At 70.2% G+C, this 17,879-nt stretch carries 15 protein-coding genes; 4 read left to right on the forward strand and 11 right to left on the reverse strand.

What is annotated here, in order from left to right; genetic code table 11:
- Positions 1 to 200: 200 nt before the first annotated feature.
- The 5 genes from MNZ27_RS00440 to MNZ27_RS00460 form a co-directional block, all read right to left on the reverse strand.
- Positions 201 to 395, reverse strand: coding sequence for a hypothetical protein (locus MNZ27_RS00440; protein ID WP_242392042.1), 195 nt, complete (start codon positions 393 to 395; stop codon positions 201 to 203).
- Positions 396 to 528: 133 nt separating this feature from the next.
- Entirely contained in the window at positions 529 to 1,236 is a 708-nt protein-coding gene (locus MNZ27_RS00445) for a CatB-related O-acetyltransferase (RefSeq protein WP_242392043.1), read from the reverse strand.
- A complete protein-coding gene (locus MNZ27_RS00450) occupies positions 1,236 to 2,411 on the reverse strand; it encodes a glycosyltransferase family protein (protein ID WP_242392044.1) in 1,176 nt (391 codons plus the stop codon). Before MNZ27_RS00450 ends, MNZ27_RS00445 begins: the two co-directional genes overlap by 1 nt.
- Positions 2,395 to 3,846, reverse strand: coding sequence for an O-antigen ligase family protein (locus tag MNZ27_RS00455; protein ID WP_242392045.1), 1,452 nt, complete (start codon positions 3,844 to 3,846; stop codon positions 2,395 to 2,397). The genes MNZ27_RS00450 and MNZ27_RS00455 overlap by 17 nt, the downstream gene beginning before the upstream one ends.
- Complete coding sequence (locus tag MNZ27_RS00460; RefSeq protein WP_242392046.1) at positions 3,843 to 5,162, reverse strand: lipopolysaccharide biosynthesis protein; 1,320 nt, start codon at positions 5,160 to 5,162, stop codon at positions 3,843 to 3,845. The genes MNZ27_RS00455 and MNZ27_RS00460 overlap by 4 nt, the downstream gene beginning before the upstream one ends.
- 206 nt (positions 5,163 to 5,368) lie before the next feature.
- On the opposite strand from MNZ27_RS00460, the gene MNZ27_RS23830 reads away from it, so the two are divergent.
- Positions 5,369 to 6,625: a glycosyltransferase gene (locus MNZ27_RS23830; RefSeq protein WP_242392047.1), complete on the forward strand. Its 1,257-nt coding sequence runs from the start codon at positions 5,369 to 5,371 to the stop codon at positions 6,623 to 6,625.
- Positions 6,626 to 6,677: 52 nt separating this feature from the next.
- On the opposite strand, the gene MNZ27_RS00470 is transcribed toward MNZ27_RS23830, so the two are convergent.
- The 3 genes from MNZ27_RS00470 to MNZ27_RS00480 form a co-directional block, all read right to left on the reverse strand.
- Positions 6,678 to 6,893: a hypothetical protein gene (locus MNZ27_RS00470; protein ID WP_242392048.1), complete on the reverse strand. Its 216-nt coding sequence runs from the start codon at positions 6,891 to 6,893 to the stop codon at positions 6,678 to 6,680.
- Between the two features lie 257 nt (positions 6,894 to 7,150).
- Positions 7,151 to 9,661 carry a hypothetical protein gene (locus MNZ27_RS00475; RefSeq protein WP_242392049.1) on the reverse strand — a complete coding sequence of 837 codons (2,511 nt, stop codon included), beginning with the start codon at positions 9,659 to 9,661 and terminating at the stop codon, positions 7,151 to 7,153.
- A 67-nt stretch (positions 9,662 to 9,728) separates the two neighbouring features.
- Positions 9,729 to 11,921 (reverse strand): GumC family protein, encoded by a 2,193-nt coding sequence (locus tag MNZ27_RS00480; RefSeq protein ID WP_242392050.1) that lies wholly within the window; start codon positions 11,919 to 11,921, stop codon positions 9,729 to 9,731.
- Between the two features lie 132 nt (positions 11,922 to 12,053).
- Between MNZ27_RS00480 and MNZ27_RS00485 the strand changes: the two genes are divergently transcribed.
- Positions 12,054 to 14,618, forward strand: coding sequence for a tetratricopeptide repeat protein (locus MNZ27_RS00485; RefSeq protein ID WP_242392051.1), 2,565 nt, complete (start codon positions 12,054 to 12,056; stop codon positions 14,616 to 14,618).
- A 100-nt stretch (positions 14,619 to 14,718) separates the two neighbouring features.
- Here MNZ27_RS00485 and MNZ27_RS00490 read toward each other — a convergent pair whose 3' ends face one another.
- Positions 14,719 to 15,606: an SDR family oxidoreductase gene (locus MNZ27_RS00490; RefSeq protein WP_242392052.1), complete on the reverse strand. Its 888-nt coding sequence runs from the start codon at positions 15,604 to 15,606 to the stop codon at positions 14,719 to 14,721.
- Positions 15,607 to 15,759: 153 nt separating this feature from the next.
- Between MNZ27_RS00490 and MNZ27_RS00495 the strand changes: the two genes are divergently transcribed.
- On the forward strand, positions 15,760 to 16,326 hold the full coding sequence (locus MNZ27_RS00495) for a TetR family transcriptional regulator (RefSeq protein ID WP_308197883.1): 567 nt from the start codon (positions 15,760 to 15,762) through the stop codon (positions 16,324 to 16,326).
- Between the two features lie 280 nt (positions 16,327 to 16,606).
- Here MNZ27_RS00495 and MNZ27_RS00500 read toward each other — a convergent pair whose 3' ends face one another.
- Entirely contained in the window at positions 16,607 to 16,858 is a 252-nt protein-coding gene (locus tag MNZ27_RS00500; protein WP_242392054.1) for a PIN domain-containing protein, read from the reverse strand.
- Between the two features lie 176 nt (positions 16,859 to 17,034).
- Here MNZ27_RS00500 and MNZ27_RS00505 point away from each other — a divergent pair, with 176 nt between their 5' ends.
- Positions 17,035 to 17,181 (forward strand): hypothetical protein, encoded by a 147-nt coding sequence (locus MNZ27_RS00505; protein ID WP_242392055.1) that lies wholly within the window; start codon positions 17,035 to 17,037, stop codon positions 17,179 to 17,181.
- A gap of 26 nt (positions 17,182 to 17,207) precedes the next feature.
- On the opposite strand, the gene MNZ27_RS00510 is transcribed toward MNZ27_RS00505, so the two are convergent.
- Complete coding sequence (locus MNZ27_RS00510; protein WP_242392056.1) at positions 17,208 to 17,747, reverse strand: hypothetical protein; 540 nt, start codon at positions 17,745 to 17,747, stop codon at positions 17,208 to 17,210.
- Between the last annotated feature and the right edge of the window lie 132 nt (positions 17,748 to 17,879).

The raw sequence follows: 17,879 nt of genomic DNA on the forward strand, positions 1-17,879 counted from the left end.
GGAGGGATAAGCTGACCGCCGCTGCGCGTTGCCCGACGCTAGCCCGCTCCGCAGCCGGCAGTCAACGTCCCGATCCCTACAGACGCTGGACTTCCCTCGCAGGGCTGGACGCGGATTGACAGCGTGTACTCCTCCCCAGACCGCTCGATCTCCTCAACTCGATATCCCGCAGGCCTACCACGTCGCCTTGACTCCCTCGATTAGCTGGTCACAACAACATCATCGGGCGAGCGACGAGCGCGCGCGCGGACAAGGTGACGGAACGTGCGCTGTACGATTCCGTTCATCAGCGGTCCGGTCCACACCCCGCGGTACAGGTGCATCACCCAGTCATCGACCACGTCGAAGTGAATGGGCGTGCCGTAGGTGGCGCGAATCATCATCGGGAGCCGCATGCAGGAGAAGCCGCACCCCCGGACGAACAGGGCCTCGTGTTTGAAGTCCTCGATCCACGTCCGCAGCCGAGGAGACAGCCCAACGCGGCCGGGGGGCGCACCCGCGCTAGCCCGTGCCCTAGCTGCGCCCCACCTAGGAACCGCCCGTCTTCGCGACGGGTACCTCGGCCTCGCAGGCCGCGAGAAACCGCTCGACGTCCGTGAAGAGCGGCGCATGGCCCTCAATCCACTCCGGACCCCGGTCCCACCACCGGGATTCCAGGAGACGTCGAACGATCTCGCGGTCGAAACGCTGCCCGATCTTCCTCGCGGGGACCCCGGCGTAGATTGCGTAGGGCTCGACGTCCGACGTCACGAGTGCGCCTGCGCCGAGCACGGCGCCGTGGCCCACCGTGACGCCTTCGAGGAGCTTCACCCCGAAGCTGATGAGCACGTCGCTTCCGACGACGACTCCGAACCGCTCCGCCGCGTCGGCAAACCGGCGCTCCTCGAAGAGCTGGGCCCGCGCGTAGGTGAAACCAGACTGCCGGAGGAGCGAATAGAAGGCCGGGTGCGTCGAGACGAACCGCGAAGTCGGGTGCCTGCCAGGGATCGTCACCACCTCGGACGAGATCGAGCAGAAGCGACCGATCGAACCGTCGATCTGGCAGTTCCGACCCAGGTACGTCGCGTACCCGAGACGCCCGTTGAACGCCGTCCCCTCAAGGATCGTGTTCCGGCCTTCCAGCTCGCTTCGGAAGCCGATCTGGCAGTTCCGTCCGATCCGGATCCCGCGCCCGCGGCCGAGGACGGAGAACTTGGCCCACTTCACGAGGCGCTTCCCGATCTGCGGAAGCCCCATCACTTCCTCCTCGTCAGCTTCGCCCAGGCCCGCTTCGCCGCGAGGCGCACGGAGTACCTCAGGAGGAGGCGATAGGAGAGGTTTCGAACGTCGTACTTCACCCGTGCGTCCCGAAGGTCGCCGGCCCCTGCGATCGGGAACGCAGCCCGGCGCGCGGTATCGTAGAGCCGGATCTCCGCACCCGGGACCTCGTGAAGGACGTTGGCCTCGTGCGGCCGCATCGCGAGGCCGAACGACCGCACGATCTCGTGCTCAGCCGCCTCCTGCGTCAACCAGTACCTCCGCCCCTCGAGGTTCCCCTTGAGGCCATAGAGGTCGATGCAGAGCTCCTCCGGCTTCAACTTCAGGGCGTCAGCCATCCCGACCGGCTCGAAAAACGCGTCATAGACCGCGCTCGACTCCTCCAGGGACGGGAAGCGATAGGCCTTCTCGTACGGCTCCTGGAGCGGCACCTGGTACCCGTTCTCCCCGCCGCCGCTGTGCTGCCCCGCGTCGCTGAAGTTGGTCGCGAGGGCCACCCGCGGATACGCGAAGTACCGGCCTGTCTCGGCGCAGAAGCGGATGTGGTGCTTCAGCCAGGAGCGATCCGACCACCGAGCGACGTAGCGCGGCACGCGGGGGCCGGGATCCGGGTCGTCGCCCCGGCGGCCATACCATTCGCGGAACTCGGCCCACCGCTCCCGAGACCAGATCTGCCCCCACGAGCACGCGTACTGCATGAAGTAGGCGTCGAATGGATCGTCCAGCGGGAGAAACGGCCGGTGGCACCCGACGTGCCACAGGTGGCTGTAGAGCGCGATTCCCGCGACGCGAGCGTCGTTCCGGTAGAAAGCGATCGCCTGCCGCGCGAACCGGTGAAGGTTCCGGGAGACGTAGAGATCGTCCTCGAGGACGATCAGGTGCTCGTGATCGCGGGTCAGGTCGCCGCACGCGAGGACGTGCTGCTTCAGTCCGAGCCGCTCGGGGAAGGTCCGGACGATCTTCTCCCCGTGCTCCCAGCTGAAGGCGTCCGCCACGCGCTGCACGGCGTCGGACCCCGAGCGATCGATGCTGATGATGAGCGGAACGCGGGCGCCGTCGAATGCGACCCGGGCGAGGGATCCGAGGAGGCGTGACAATGCGTTAGGACGATCGTAACCGATGACGACCAGCGCGAGATCACTCACGAAGCCCACCCCCTTCGTACCCGAAGCCGCGCGCCACGGAGCTTTCGGGGGCACGGGGCTGGCTCGCGAAGTAGCAGTACCAGATCACCGACCAGACCACGTTGAAATACCATCGGTTGGCCGTCAGGTGGTCCGACATCGAGTTGACGAGGAGGACCGAGACGGCGCCCAGTCCGGCCAGGCCGAGGGCGAAGCGAGATCGGTCCCAGGCCTTCCGTGGTCCCCACGCGAACCGCCACCAGAGGCGGCATACCACGAACAGGTAGACGGCCCCTGCCAGCAGCCCGTATCCGATCGAGTAGGCGAGGAAGTCGTTGTGCGGATAGGTGCCGATCGGCTCGACGTAGAGGGACCAGCCCACGCCGGTGGGATTGGCTAGGGCGTAGCTCGCCGCGAGGGACCACCGTTCGGTGCGATCCGACGCGCCGATTCCCGCGCTCTCGCCGAAGCGCTCTTCGTAGCGCGAACCGAGGTACTCCGTCAGCGTGTTCGGGACCAGCCGCCACCCCGCCGCCACGACCGCGCCGATGAGCAGGCCCGTGGTCACGTACTCACCTATTCCGACCTTCCGCCTCGCGACGACCACGATGGCCAGGAGCCCGAGAAACGCCGCGATGGCACTGCCGACGCTGCCGGTCACGAGGATCATGGCGCCCGCGGCCGACGCAATGCCCATCGCCCCCCAGCGCACCCAACCCCGACCGGCCAAGACGATCACGGCGATCGCCGCGCACAGGATCACCGCCAGGATGATCCCGACCTGCGTCCGCGTCAGCGTGACCTCCACGTTCCAGAGCCGGTAGACCCACGAGATTCGGTACTCGACCTCCAGCGCGACCGGATCTGCGACGGGGTTTCCGACAACGCGCGCGAGCACGACAAGAACGATCGACGGCAGCAAGAGCCACAGGAGGAGACCCCGGATCCGGTACGCTCCGTCCTCCTCGGAGGCGATCCTCGAATAGAGAACCGGGAGCAGGAGCAGCGGTCCGAGGACGTAGTTGGCGATGGCCGCGACCTGCGTGAAGACCGCGTCGAGCCCGGGCGCCAGCTCCCAGGAGAAGACGCTGAAGACGACCGCGAGCAGCGCGAGGACGATCGCCGCCAGGTTCCACCGCGGCAGCCTCAGCAACTGCGGCATGTCGAGCAGGAACACGGCCGCGGCGACGAGGAGGTTGCAGGCGATGGAGGCCGAGAGGTTCACCGGGTTGGCGGCCAATGCCGACGCGAGCGCGATCCACGCCAGCCGCCGGTTGCGCCAGCGCACGACGGCGAACCCGACGACGATGGCCGTCAGCGCGTCGACAACGTACGGATTCGCCACGAAGAGCGACGCGGCGTCGAAGGCGAGCCCGACGGCCAGCGCGGCCTGCGCCGCGGTTCGCTCGGCCCTGTGCGCCGCGATTGCCCGCGCCTCGGGCGGCGCGCCGATCGCCGTCGTCATCGCCCCTCCTCGAGCACCAGCCGGCGCAGGTCGAAATACCCCACCGCGGCGCGCACCGCCTTCCCGGCGAGCGATCCGGCCGCGACGGCCACGACGCCACCCGTGACGTGGACGAGCGCGAGCGTCACGAGGGGAAAGACGGCCATGCCCGCGAGGACGCCCCGTCCGACGCTCCAACTCCTGCCCGAAGCGATGAGGGCGTTGGCGGGTACGGCCACCGCCTGGACTACGCCGAACCAGAGCGACACCTTCATGAGGGGGAGGCCGTCCGCATACGTCGGAATAAACGTCGGCACGAACGCATCGAGAACCCATGAGACGCCGAATACGACGACGACCATCCCCAGCGCGAGCGGCGGGACGACGCGGTATGCGATCTGGCTCGCGGAGCCGAGGTGCCCTTCCCGCCCGTACTTCTGGACGATGCGAGGAGTCAGGACCTGGCTGACGGCTTGGGGAAGGATGCAGATCCCCTCGCGCATCATCACGGCCACAGTGAAGAGCCCCAGCCCCCGGGTTCCCCCGAGGGCGAGCATCAGCGTGTTCTCCACGGCGTTCCACAGCGAGGTGTAGAGCGATCCCCATAAGCAGAACGGCAGGCCGACGCGGACGAGATCCCGGAAGTGATTCAGCCGAAGAGCGAGCCGGATCCTCAGCGGCCGCTCTCGGTGAAGAAGCCACGTCCCACAGATCGAGGGGACGGCCGAACGCAGGCAGAGTCCGCCGAAGCCGAGCACTGGCAGCGTGAACACGAACCCGAAGGAGAGCAGAGCCTGCGTGGTCTGGATACGCGCCATCCCCACGAAGTGGTCGATGGTCCTGTAGGTGGCCGACAGGTACCCACCGTAGAACACCCACCAGACCACGAGCGCTTGAGACGCCCAGCCGAGCGCCCCGAAGACGTCGCGCCGAACGAGGCACCACGCGGACAGAACCAGGAAGTTGCCGCTGACGAACACCGAGAGCAGGACGTTCCACGCACCGGCCACGGACGCCGCGGTGTCCACCTCGTCCCGTCGCTCCTGCCCCAGGTAGAACGGGATCTGCCGGCTGAGCCCGTCGAAGGTCCCGAGATGAAGAAACGTCAGGTACATGAGCGGGATCGTGTAGAAGCGGAAGCGTCCCGCCGTCTCCGGGTCCACGAAGCGCGCGGCCAGGACTCCGCCGATCGCCCCCAGCACCGCGGCGGTGGAGTTGCCGCCCACGATGGCGACGATCGAGCGGATCGCGCCACGGTGCTGAGCCGCCCGCGCCCGGAACGAAGACGCGACCGCGGAGATCGACATGTGCTCGGTCCCTGGCGACCCGTCAGTCACCTGTCCCACCTCCCGCGCGGAGCGCACCGGCGGCGATGCGCGTCGCGCCCGACCGCGCACACGGGCCCGGCGGACCTGCGCTCCGGGCCGGCGTGAGATGGTAGGCTGTTCACGATCACGGAAGGAAGCCCGAGGGTACCGTCGACGGGACTCACCTCGCTTCGGTCCCTTGCATGTAACACGCCTACCCCGGCTACGGAATACGCGTGCAGACGCCCGGCAAACGCTCCCCCATCGACATCCTCTTTCTCGGCGGCGTCTTCACGAAGGCGGAGGAACCGGACGTCCTCGCGAACAGCCGCGGGAACGTGCAGTTTGCCGCGAATGCGCTCCAGTGGAACCTGATCTCCGGGCTCGAGGCGGCGAATGGGCGTCCCCTCGCGCTGGGCAACGCGGTCTTCGTCGGCTCCTGGCCGCGCCTCTATCGCGACTTCTGGATCCGCGGCCGCCGGTGGAGCCACGCGCCCGGAGCGAGCGACGTCAACGTACCGTTCCCGAACGTCTTCGGCGTCAAGCACGTGTGGCGCACAGTGGCGCTCGCGACGCACGCCGGCCGGTGGGCGAGGCGACGGACGGCGGCGGGAGCGCGACACGTCGTCGTCTACTCGATGCACACGCCGTTCATCGTCGCGGCGGCGCTCGCGAAGCGGATCGACCCGTCGGTGAGAGTCTGCCTGGTGGTGCCGGACCTTCCCCAACACATGAACCTCTCCGCCGACAACCAGCGGCACGTCACGTTCCTGAAGAAGATCGACACTCGCTTCATGGGGCTCTTCATGAGCTCGGTGGACAGCTTCGTCCTGCTCACGCGCCATATGGTGGCGCCGCTCGCGGTGGGGTCTCGCCCCTGGATCGTGGTCGAGGGCGTCGTGAACCCAGCGGAGGCGCAGCCGTTGGACGCCCGGCCCGACGCCGCTGGGGACGGGAAGGTCGTCCTGTATACCGGGACCCTGCAACGTGCCTATGGCATCCTCCATCTGCTCCAGGCGTTCGAATCGATCGACGACCCCGAGCTGCGCCTCTGGATCTGCGGCGCGGGGGAGGCCGAAGCCGAGGTGCGCGAGGCCGCCCGCCGAGACCGGCGGATCCGCGCGTTCGGGCTGGTTTCGCGGGACGAGGCGCTCCGGCTGCAGCGACGGGCGACCGTCCTCGTGAACCCGCGGGGCGACGAAGGGGAGTTCACGCGCTACTCCTTTCCCTCGAAGATCATGGAGTACCTCCTCTCGAGCACCCCGACGATCGTCCGTCGCCTTCCCGGCATGCCGGAGGAGTACTTCGAACACCTCTTCGTGGTCGACGGAGCCTCGCCGTCCGACCTCGCGCGGAAGATCGTGGAGGTGTGTGCCATGTCTTCCGGCGATCGGCGCCGCTTCGGCGAAGCCGCGAGGCGCTTCGTGATCGAGCAGAAGAATGCCCACGCGCAGGGCTCCCGCATCTTGGACCTCATGACCGCCGGACGCTGACCAACCGTCCACCGGCGCCCCCGCTCCCGCGCCGTCGTGCGCGGGCGCCCGCCTACTCACTGGCGACCGGGTCGGCGTTGTCGGACGCCGAGCCGTAGTACCCGTAGTACTGGCCGTAGCATTTGGTCGCTCGGGTCGAGGTCGTTGAGCACGGCGCCGAAGATGCGCCCTTTACGTCGGAGATCGATCGGGTGGCGCGGACGGCCGCGTCGCGCGACGTCTGGCCCGCCTTCAGCACCATCAGCGTCCCCACTTGTGTGGAGATCACGACTGCGTGGCCACCTGAGTTGCGCGAGCTCGCCCGCCAGGTGGGGCGAGGTCGGCGTGCCGCATCGCCTCGAGTCCCCGGAGCGAGACGCCTCCTCCGGATAGGATAGGAGACGATGCGAGTCCTCAAGGCACACGTCAGGGACGGGAAGCTCGTGGTCGACGAGCCGACAGACCTCCCCGAAGGCGTCGCCGACGGCCTACTCGACGTGAGTTGAGGTCGCTTCGGCGGAATGGCGCTCATCGTCGCGGCGATGCTCAAGGTGACTCCGGTCGATCGGCCGCGAGTCGCCGGACCTCCTCCACGACCTCGATCCGAGCAGCATCTGCGACTGATCGATCCTTCGGCGAGGTCCACGTGTAGGCGTCGACCCGGGAGGCTTCCAGGACGCGGTGAACCACGGACGCCAGCACCGCCCGCGCCCGGGCGAGGGCCGGATCGTCGGCTCCTCTCCTCGCTGCCGCTGCCGCGATCGCGTCGCGCAGCATCGCCAGGTACTCGTAGTCCTCCACGCCCTCGCGGATCGCCGCGAGGTGCTTGCTCGGCGTCACGGACCTCCCATCGAGGAAGAGGGGGGAGTAGACGGCACCGGGAGCGATGTACTCGCGCCACGCGCTGCCCTGGCCTGCGTCCGTGAAGCTCCAGAAACCGACGGCAGTCGCACCGAGGTCGAAGGCCCACCAGGCCTGCAGCCGGAAGTACACGTACGGATCCAACCCCGACGCAGGCCCATCCGTCCCATAGACCTCGAGGGTCTTCCCGGCGGCCAGCACGACGCTCGCGAGCGCCCGGTACGGCGCGCCGGTTCGATCGGCGAGCCCGCGGTTTACGCATACGACGTCCGCGGTGCCTACGAGCTCCGCGGGGGTCCGGGCGGCGTCGGCGTAGACGGGATCGACCCAGCTCCGAAGACCGCTGCTGGACGCCCCGAGCGCGCGCGCCCAGGCGATCTGCCGCTCGGCCAGCTCCCGCCCGTTCGGCTCGTCCACGAACAGCAAATCCACCCGACCGGGGTCGATGCCCTTCCCGGCGACATGCGCCGCCCAGAACTGGGCCCACTCCTTTACGGCTTCGCTGAACGCTGGCGTCCCTAGACCGAGGCCGGCCAGCCGGTCACAGGCCGAGATGAACACGCGGTAGCGAGCCGCGCTCGGCCAGAGCGTCAGCCATTCGTCGAAGGTGGACGTGTCCGGTGCCTCGATCATCCGGCCGTGGGCGTCGTACCGTCCGAACGCCATCGCGCTCGCGGTCGCCCAGGGCAGGTCCACGCCGTACGCGTCTAGCGTCGTCGCGATCTGGCGGAGATAGTCGGGGCTGCCCGGCGTCCCGCCGTTCTGGTTCAGGTAGTCCCAGCCACCGACGTGGAGCCGACGCCGGGCCGGCATGCGACCGGGAAGGATCTCGACCTGGAGCGGAACGCTCACGACGGCGCCTGCTCGCGTGGACAGGCGCACCATTCCACGGTGAGGACCGGTGGCGAGGTCGGCCGGAGCGAGGTTCAGCCACAGCTGGCTGGTCGTGCCCGCTGGGATGCTGATCGCGTAGCCCTGACCTGGGTCGATGGGCTGCAAGGCTGCGGCGACGGGCTTGCCCTCCGCGTCCCCCGTCCACGCGACCTTGCGCAGCTCGATCCAGGCCGGCGGTGAGACTTCGTCCACGCTCACGTCGATGCGAGCCTGGAGCGGCTCGCCCGACGAGTTGCGCACGTCGACGGCGGCCGAGCGCACCTCGCCGTCCATCATCGCCACGGTGATCGCCGAACTGGCCGCGGGCCCGACGGACGGCTCCGTGGTCATGGCGAGCGGATCCCACGGGTTGGCAGCCCACGCGCGAAGGGCAGGCGCACCAGCGAGCTGCTCCACGGAGCCGATGACCGCGAGGACTCCCGCGTGCAGGTCGTTGACCGGGTAGGTGGCGCTGGCGGTCCACCACTCGTTTGGGCCCGCAGCGGCGATCTTTCGCGCCAGCTCGTCTAGCCGAGCTGCGGCCGAGACACGGGCTGCGGCCTGGATGTTCGCGGTGGCCAGACGAGCCCGGGCGTCGGTCAACAGATCGCCGACCATGGAGCGGAGCCGGCGCGCTGAATGTCGCTTCCAGTAGAGGGTCCCGTCGTCAGGCTCGCTCATCGCCGGCGCCTGTGCTGCTCCTGCGCTGCCTCCGAACACCTCGACTTCGTCCACGAACACGTAAGGACCCATGGCGTCCACCATGATCCTCACGAAGCGGCACTGTGCGTTCAGGGCATGCGTTTCGAACCGGTATCGCGTAAAGCCATTCGCCGGCGGAACGCCTCCCCTGGCTCGATCGAGGACGACGAGATCCCCCAGATAGCCGAAGTTCTTGCCGTCGGCGCTGCAGAACAGGTACAGCCCGCCGGGCCACTGCACGTCGGCTTTCCCCGCCGCGGTACTGAACGCGGCGCCGCCGATGGCGGTCGGCTTTCCGAGATCGATGGTGATCGACGCAGGCCGCGCGGAGATCCAGCCCACCGCGCCCTTCTCCGTCCAGAACCCGCCGCCCACGTACTTCCCATCGGTCAGATCGGTGGAGTCGCCGGCGTCGGTCGTAAGCGGGTAAGTCGGCGCGGGGCTCAACGTGTAAGGCCGGCCGAGCGCCACGTTTCGGAGCCCACAATCGTCTGCTGCGCGGGGCGCCAAGCGCATCGGCGCTGCTGCTCCCTCGATGACGCCGAGCACGACCAATATGATCGAGGCGGAGGAGGGCGACATGGCGTGCGCAATTCGTGACATGCCCAGCAATTTCGCCATCGGATCGACCGCTCCCGATCGGCACTCGCGGCAGCACCGCGCTGGAGCCGGAGGAGGGGGCGGGCGTTCACGCCACCTTGGATTCGCCCCCTGGCTTCGCCTCTCCGTAGTACCCGGACGAATACGAGTAGTACTGCGCATACCTCCGGTCGCTCAGGTCGAGCTCGTTCAGCACGGTGCCGAGCACGCGGGCCTGCACGTTGGCGAGGTTCCGCACCGTCCGAGCGGCCATGTCGCGGGAGGTCTGGCCGGCCTTCACCACCACGAGGGTGCCGTCCACCTTGGTGGCGACGACGATGGCATCCGAGACGACGCCGGCGGGCGGGGAATCGATCACCACGCGGTCGTAGCGGCGGGAGAGCTGCTCGAGGAGCTTCGCGAAGCTCTGGGTGTGGAGCAGCTCGGCGGGGTTCGGGGGGACTGGTCCGCAGGGGAGGACGTCGAGGTTCGGCACCTCGGTCCGGACGACGGCGGCCTCGAGGGCGCCGTCCCCGAGGATGAGCGAGGACAGGCCGGCGCCGGGGGCGAGGCCAAACACCTTGTGCACGCGCGGGCGGCGCATGTCGGCGTCCACGAGGAGGACGCGGTTGCCGCTGTTCGCCATGGTGGCGGCGAGCGAGGCCGCGGTGGTGGTCTTCCCCTCGCCGGGGCCGCTCGAGGTCACCAGGATGGTCTTGAGCGGCTTCTCGGGGGACATGAAGAGGACGTTGGTCCGGATCGAGCGGAGGCACTCGGACGCGGCGGAGGTGGGCGCCGAGTGGATCGCCAGCTCGGGGCTGTGGCCGTCGGCCTTGTCGATCCGGGGGATGACCCCCAGGAACGGGAGGCCGAGCCGCTCCTCGATCTGCTCGCGCGTGGTGATGGTCGTGTCGAGCGTCTCGAGCAGGAAGGCGAGCCCGACGCCGCCGGCGAGGCCGAGGAGGATCGCGAGCGCCAGGTTCCGGACCGGCTGCGGGCGGACGGGCTTCTCCGGCGGCTCGGCCCGGTCGAGCACCCGCACGTTCGACATCTGGAGCATGCCGGTGACGCCGGTGTCCTTGAGCCGCGCGAGCACCATCTCGTAGAGGCGCTGGTTGTTGTCGTGGGCGCGCTTCAGCTCGAGGTACTCCTTCTCGTACTGGTTCAGCCCGAACGACTCGCCCTTCGCCTTCTCGAGGAGCTGCGAGAGCTTCTTCTCCGCCCCCACCGCCTCGTCGTACTCGCGCCGCGCCCCGCCGATGGTGTTCTGGATCTCGCGGTCGAGGTTCGTCCTGGCGGCGGCGACCTTGGCGTTGCAGCCCTCGACCTTGGGGTGGTTCGGGAGGTAGCGCGAGGCGAGGTCGGCGCACTCGACCTTGGCGTCGAGGTAGCGGACCTTCAGGTCCGGGATCGCCATGTTCTGCGCGGAGAGGAGCGTGGCGTCGGCCTGCGGGTCGTCCTTCAGCGCGTCGACCGACTTCGTGAGCAGCTCGTTGCGGGCCTCGAGCGTCGCGCGCTGGACCTGCGCCTTGGTGAGGGCGTCGTTGATCGCCGCGATCCGCTGGCTGACGACGTTCTGCCGGTCCTCCCAGCTCGTCGCCACGATGTCGTGGGCCTGCTTGAACTTGTAGAGCGCGTCGCCGCTCTGGGCGAGCTTCGCCTCGAGATCGGCGAGCTGCTGCTCGAGCCAGTCGGACGCGCTCTGGGTGGTGTTGGCGCGGACCGAGAGGCTCTCGGCAATGTAGGCGTCGGCCACGGCGTTCGCGATCGTCGCCGCCCACTTCGGATCGCGATCCTCGACCACCAGCTTGACCACCCGCGAGTCCTTCACGGGGACGACCGAGAGCCGGTCCTGGAGCACGGCGGGCGGATCGAGCTTCGCGAGGGCTTGCTCGAGCTTCGCCGTGTCCTTGATGCCCTCGAGGCCGAGGAAGCGCGGGTCGCGGGCGAGCTGGAGCTTCTCGATCACGCGCTGCGCGACGGCGCGGCTGGTGATGATCTTGTACTGGGTCTCGAAGTACTCCTTCGAGGAGTAGAGGCTGCTCGTGCCGGTCTCCACGACGTCCTGCACGTCCTTGTTGTTCAGGACCTTGGGCGCCTGGAGGTCGATGATGAGGGTCGCGGTCGCGGCGTAGACACGCGGCTGGCGGAGCGTCGCGACGAGCGTGAGGAGCACGACCGCGGCGAAGACGGCGAGGATCGTCCAGCGGCGCCGGACGAGCACGCGCCAATAGGCGCGCAGGTCGAGCTGGTCTTCCTCCTCGCGGAGGTCGGGGGCCTGCGGTTCGGTGATCGGGGGCATGTGCTCCTGCCGTTGGACGCGCGCGGCGCGCGCCGCGCAAAAGCTCCGAGAGTCTACGGGGATCGGCCCGGCGCGTCGAGCGAGGGGCCTCCCTTTTTCGCCGCGGGGTTCCGCTGGTAGCATCCGCCGCCCGTGCCGCATCGCTCGCCCTCCCCGCTCCGCTCACGCTCGGTGCTCCTCGTCTGCGCGCTCGTGGCGGGCAACGCCCTCGTCCGCGGGGGCGTGGACCTCCCCGCCATCGCCGCCTCCGCTCTGCTCGCCGCGGCCGCGCTCTTCCTCGCGGCGCGCCCCGGCCACCGCTCGCAGCGGCACCCGGAGCCGGCGCCGGACGGCGACGGGAGCGTCACCGTGCCGCTCCTCGTCGCGGGCGCGGCGCTCCTCACGCTCGCGGTGGCGCTCCAGCTCGTGCCGCTGCCGCTCGGCGTCCTCCGCGCGGTCTCGCGCGAGAGCGCCCTCCTCCTCGAGCGGAGCCTCGGCGGCGCGGGCGTGCTCGGGTGGGCCCGGCCGCTCTCGCTCGACCCCGGCGCGACCGCCCTCGAGCTCGCCAAGGTCGCGACCTGGACCGCCGTGGCGGCGGCGGTGGCGATCGTCGCGTCGGATCGGCGCCGCCGCGACGCCCTCCTCGCCGCGCTGGCGCTCGCGGGGCCGGCGGTGGTGGCGGCCGCCCTGGGCGCGTACCTCTTCGGCGCGCAGCCGCTCCTCGAGCCGCGCTTCCCGTTCGTGAACCCGAACCACCTCGCCGGCTTCCTCCAGCTCGCGGCGTGGCCGGCGCTCGGGTTCGCCCTCCGCGCCCGCGGGCCGGCGCGGGTGGGCTGGCTCGTCGCCTTCGTCTTCTCCGCGGCGGGCGTGTTCCTCTCCCTCTCACGCGGCGGCATCGGCGCGTTCGTGGTGGGGGCGGGGCTCTTCGTCGCCCTCTGGGCGCGGGCGGGCCGGCGGGAGCGCGTCGCCTCCGAGGGCGCCCCGGCGCCGGCGGTGGCGCCGCGCGGCTGGCGCGAGCTCCTGCGCGCGGGCCCGCGGGCGGTGACGCGCGCCCTGCTCCACCGCTCGGGCGCGGTCCTGCCGGTGGCGATCTCGGTCGCCGTCGGCCTCGCCGCGTTCCTCGCCTTCGACCGGATCGTCGCCGAGATGCGGACGGTGAGCGAGGCGACCACCACCGAGGTGAAGCTCGAGCTCTGGCCGTCGGCGCTCCAGGTGATCCGCGATCACCCGCTCCTCGGGATCGGACGCGGCGCCTTCGCGAACGTCTTCCCCGCGTACAAGTGGGAGCCGGTCCTCGCCACCTTCACCCACGTCGAGAACGAGTGGCTCCAGCTCCCGGTGGACCTCGGCCTCGTCCTGGGCCCGCTCGCGATCGGGCTCTTCGCCTGGGCATGGCTCGCGGCGGCCCGGCGCGCCGAGATCTCCCGGCCGCTCATCGGCGCGCTCGCGGGCGCCGGGGCGCTGGTCGCCCACAACCTCTTCGACTTCTCGCTCGAGATCTCCGGCGTCGCGATCCCGTTCGGCGTGGTGATGGCGATCGCGGCGCGGGACATGCCGGCGATCCGGGTGCCGCGCCTCGCGGTCCGCGCCGGCGCGGGCGTCGCGCTCGCGCTCGCGGCGCTGGGCGTGACGCTGCACGCGCTCCACCCGCCGGAGGCCGACGCGGAGCGGGTGGTCGCCGCGGAGACCCCGGACGACGCCATCGCGCGCGCCCGCGAGGTGCTCCCCTGGCACCCGGCGGACTGGGTGGTGCCCGCCGCGGTGGGGACGAAGCTCTCGGCGGTCTTCCGCTGCGACGAGGCGGAGCCGTGGCTGGCCCGGGCGACGGAGCGGAACCCGACCGCCTCGGCCCCGCACCGCGGCGCGGCCCAGTGCTACGCGTTCCGCGGCCGCGCGGCCCTCGCGAAGCGGGAGTACCGGCTGGCGTTCATCCTCGGCGATCCCGACGCGCTGAAGGAGGCCCACGCCTTCTTCCCCGAGCCGGGCGCGCTCCTCGACGTCGCGCCGGACACGCCGGACGGGCTCCTCGCCGCGGCCGCGCTCCTGCGCGACGACTGGGAGGAGGCGCGCGAGGCGTACCGGCGCGGCTGGGAGGGGTTCCGCGACGTCCGCGCCCTCGGCGGGCTCGCGGCGGTGACGCTCGACCTCGGCGACGCGGACGGGGCGCTCGCGCTGGCCCGGGCCCTCGAGGCGGCCGCGCCGCTCCTCCCCTCCGGCTTCGTCCTCGCCGCCCGCGCCCTCGACGCGGAGGGCGACGAGGAGGCGGCCATCCAGGAGCTGCAGGGGGCGGCGGCGCGCTTCCCGGGGCGGGTCGAGGTGCTCGCGCCGCTCGGGCAGCACCAGCTCCGCGCGCGGCGGTTCTCCCAGGCGCGCGCCACCTTCGAGCAGATCCTCGCGCGCGACGCCTCGACCACGCTCACGCGGAGCCTCCTCGTCGGGCAGGCCCTCGAGGGGCAGCAGCGCTACGGCGAGGCGCTCCGGGTCCTCGCCGACGCGCGCGACGCCGCGCCCGACAGCCCCCGCCCGCTCGAGGCGATCGCCCGCGTCTCCGTCGAGGCGGGGCGCTACGACGAGGCCATCGAGGCGCTCGAACTCGCCGCGCACAAGCCCGGCGTGCCCGCCGGCGCCTACGCCGAGCGGATCGACGCGCTGAAGACCGCGCGCGCCCGGCAGGCGGTGACGGCCGCGCCGGAGGAGGGCGCGAGCGGGGGGCGGTGAGCGTCGAACTGCACGGCCCTAGAGCGGCGATCGGCTTGGAAGGCCCATGATTCCCACCGCTTACGCGTGGAGGGAGCGATCCCCACTCGCGATGGCGCTTCTAGCTGAAGTAGTGCCCCTGCTCGAGGTCGTCGATCAGCCCCTCGTGCGTCGGGGTCCAGCCCATGCGCTCGCGGGTGATTGCGCTTGACGCCGGCTGGTCCATCGAGAAGGGGAAGCTGATCCAGCCGAAGTGCGCGGCCGCAGCCTGGGGGGAGACGGAGGCCACGGGCAGCCTGAGCTTCTTCCCGATGACTTCGGCGATCTGCCGGGTCGGCACCCCCTCCTCGGCGACCGCGTGAAGGATGGAGCCCGCGGGGGCCTTCTCCAGCGCCAGAAGAATGAGGCGCGCGGCATCCAACCGGTGGACGGCATTCCAGCGGTTGGCGCCGTCGCCGATGTAGCCCGAGACGCCCTTCTCGCGTGCCACGTCGACGAGCGTCTTCAGGAAGCCGTGGTCTCCCGTGCCGTGGACGGTTGGAGCAAGACGGACGGCTGACACCCGAACACCGCGCTCCGCCAACCCGATTGCCACCGCTCCGTTCGCCATCCGCGGATGAAATCTTGGATCGAAGGGCATCTCCTCGGTCACCACGCGGCCAGGCGCCAACCCTTGGGTTCCCGATGCGATCACGAACGGGCGGCCGGAGCCCTCGAGGACCTTGCCGATCGTCTCGATCGCACGCAGGTCGGTTCGCAGCGAAGCTTCAAAGTTGTTGAAGTCGTGGATGAACCCGAGGTGGATGACGCCGTCTGCCTCGGATGCACCGGCCCGCAGACTCTCAGGGTCGTTCAGATCGCCGCGGTGCACCTCGGCCCCGGCGGCGCTGAGGGCCATCGTCGAGGCATCCGAGCGGGCGAGCCCCAGGACCCGATGACCCGCGGAAAGAAGCTCGGGAACGACGGCTGAGCCGATGAAACCAGAAGCACCCGTGACAAACACGCGCATGACAGTCCTCCTTGGCGACCCCATGTCAGCCGCTGACATGCCAGGTAACACGCGATGTCAGGGACTGCAATAGCAAGATGGCAGCGACTGACGTAACCTGCTTTCATGGCCCGATGGGAACCAGGAACGCGCGGTCGGCTCGAGCAGGCGGCGATGGATCTCTACGCCGAGCGCGGATTCGACGGCACCACCGTCGCGGAAATTGCCGCCCGGGCGGGGCTCACCGAGCGGACGTTCTTCCGCTATTTTGCCGACAAGCGGGAGGTCCTGTTCTGGGGCGCGGGTGCGCTCCAGAATCTCGTCGTCGAGGGCATCGCGCAGGCTTCTCCGGAGACCACTCCCCTCAACGCCGTTACGGGAGCGCTCGAAGCCACCGAGCCTGTGTTCGAGGAACGCAGGCAATTCGCGCGCCAGCGTCAGACCCTCATCGCTGCCCACGCGGAGCTTCAAGAGCGAGAGGTGATGAAGCTTGCCTCGCTGGCGTCCGCCATCGCCGCAGCGCTGCGCGGGCGCGGCGTTGGCGAACCCGCTGCGAGCTTGACTGCTGAAATGGGGGTCGCCGTCTTCAGGATCGCGTTCGAGCGCTGGATCGACGACGCGCGACGACGGGACCTCAGGGAACATATCCGCGCGGCCCTTGCCGAGTTGAAAGCCGTTGCTGCGGCCGCGGTTACGGGGTCTTCGACCCCTCGGGCGAGGAAAGCCTCGCGACCCAAGTGATCACCTCGTCCCTCGGTGTGAGGACGGCCTCACGAAACAAGGTGGTGGGTGGGAAACTCCGCCCATTCGGTGCTCCAACGATTCGAATGCCCTGTCAGTTCCCTTGCCGGTCGCGCCGGGCGCGGCGCGCGCCGTCGTCTCCGGCGCTGCCTCTCGAGCTGGCTGGCTCGGCTGCTGGCGCGGCTTCAGCGCCTCCTCGAGCTCCCTTCGCTGATCCCGCCTGCGAAGGCGAGGCGGGCGAAGGCGACCACGACGGCGACGACGAGGATCCGGATCTGCTTCATGCCGATCTCTCCGAGAAGTTCCGCGGCAGGCTATCCGGGGCTCGAGCCGTGCGCCACGCCGGTAGCAGCAGCTTATCCCGCATCCAGTTCTCGACGGTGACGCCCGGGATGCACTCGTAGTGCCGCCGATTCCCGGTGACCACCGTCGCCTGCCGGACCACGGCGATCGCCGCGATGAAGAGATCGGCGTCCGCGAGCCGCTGTCCCCTGCGTTCGAGGAGCGCCTTGGCCTCGCCGAAGATCTGCACCGAGGTGTCGTCCAGGCCGAGGACGGACAGCGTCGCGAGGAAGCGCGTGACGAGCGCGCGGTTCTTCTCCGGGGATGGACTTGGCGGCGTTCGGACCCCACTTCCCGGCGAGCTTGCGCCAGGCCGCCAGCTGAGCGCCCACCCCGGACGGCCGCACAGGAGGCCGCTCGACGCGCTTGCCGAGGCGCAGACTCGGGGAGATCGCGATCCGGAACACCGGAGACGACCCGTTCGCCCCGAAGTCGAAGGGCGACGTGCGCCACGAGGCGTGGTTCGACTCCGCGCCCGCTGACGCGGGCGCTACGCTCACCACGAACGGGTGAGGCTGGCGCGAATCGCGAACTCCCGTTCAGTTCGGCACGTCCTCGGGGGTGCGCGACACCTCGAGCCAGCTCGCGCCGTCGTACACGAACTCGATGGCGCGGCTCATCCCGGCTGCCGGCTGCTTCCAGGGAGCCAGCTTGTACGCGGGGCTCCAGACCGCGCCGCCCATCGCTCCGGCGGTCGTGTTCTTGACGCGGATGGTGACGTGCTGGCCGGCGATCCCGTTGCTGGGGGCCGCGATCTGGAAGCCCGCGGCGTCCTTCGGCTCGATCAGGAAGTCGGTCCCCGACAGCGCGGTGGCGGCGAGCGACGCTCCGTACGTCACCGTCACCGGCTTCGCGACGGCAGAGGTTCGCGCGTCGGTCGGGGTTCCCTTGCCGGTCGCGCCGGGCGCGGCGCGCGCCGTCGTCTCCGGTGCCGGCGCCGCCTCGTGACCTGCCCGGCTCGGCTGCTGGGGGCGCGGCTTCAGCGCCTCCTCGAGCCTCCCCTCGCTGATCCCGCCTGCGAAGGCGAGGCGGGCGAAGACGATCACGACGGCGACGACGAGGATCCGGATCCGCTTCATGCCGATCTCTCCGAGAAGTTCCGCGGCAGGCTATCCCGGGCTCGAGCCCTGCGCCACGCCGGGAGCAGCAGCGAATCCCGGATCCAGTTCTCGACGGTGACGCCCGGGGTGTGCTCGTAGTGCCGCCGATTC

This window comes from Anaeromyxobacter oryzisoli (assembly GCF_022690765.1).
GTDB classification, from domain to species: domain Bacteria; phylum Myxococcota; class Myxococcia; order Myxococcales; family Anaeromyxobacteraceae; genus Anaeromyxobacter; species Anaeromyxobacter oryzisoli.

Coding starts and splice junctions, on each gene's coding strand:
- MNZ27_RS00510 (WP_242392056.1), bottom strand. CDS start 17,747: ATGAAGCGGATCCGGATCCTCGTCGTCGCCGTCGTGATCGTCTTCGCC.
- MNZ27_RS00475 (WP_242392049.1), bottom strand. CDS start 9,661: ATGGCGAAATTGCTGGGCATGTCACGAATTGCGCACGCCATGTCGCCC.
- MNZ27_RS00480 (WP_242392050.1), bottom strand. CDS start 11,921: ATGCCCCCGATCACCGAACCGCAGGCCCCCGACCTCCGCGAGGAGGAA.
- MNZ27_RS00490 (WP_242392052.1), bottom strand. CDS start 15,606: ATGCGCGTGTTTGTCACGGGTGCTTCTGGTTTCATCGGCTCAGCCGTC.
- MNZ27_RS00440 (WP_242392042.1), bottom strand. CDS start 395: ATGCGGCTCCCGATGATGATTCGCGCCACCTACGGCACGCCCATTCAC.
- MNZ27_RS00495 (WP_308197883.1), top strand. CDS start 15,760: ATGGATCTCTACGCCGAGCGCGGATTCGACGGCACCACCGTCGCGGAA.
- MNZ27_RS00445 (WP_242392043.1), bottom strand. CDS start 1,236: ATGGGGCTTCCGCAGATCGGGAAGCGCCTCGTGAAGTGGGCCAAGTTC.
- MNZ27_RS00455 (WP_242392045.1), bottom strand. CDS start 3,846: ATGACGACGGCGATCGGCGCGCCGCCCGAGGCGCGGGCAATCGCGGCG.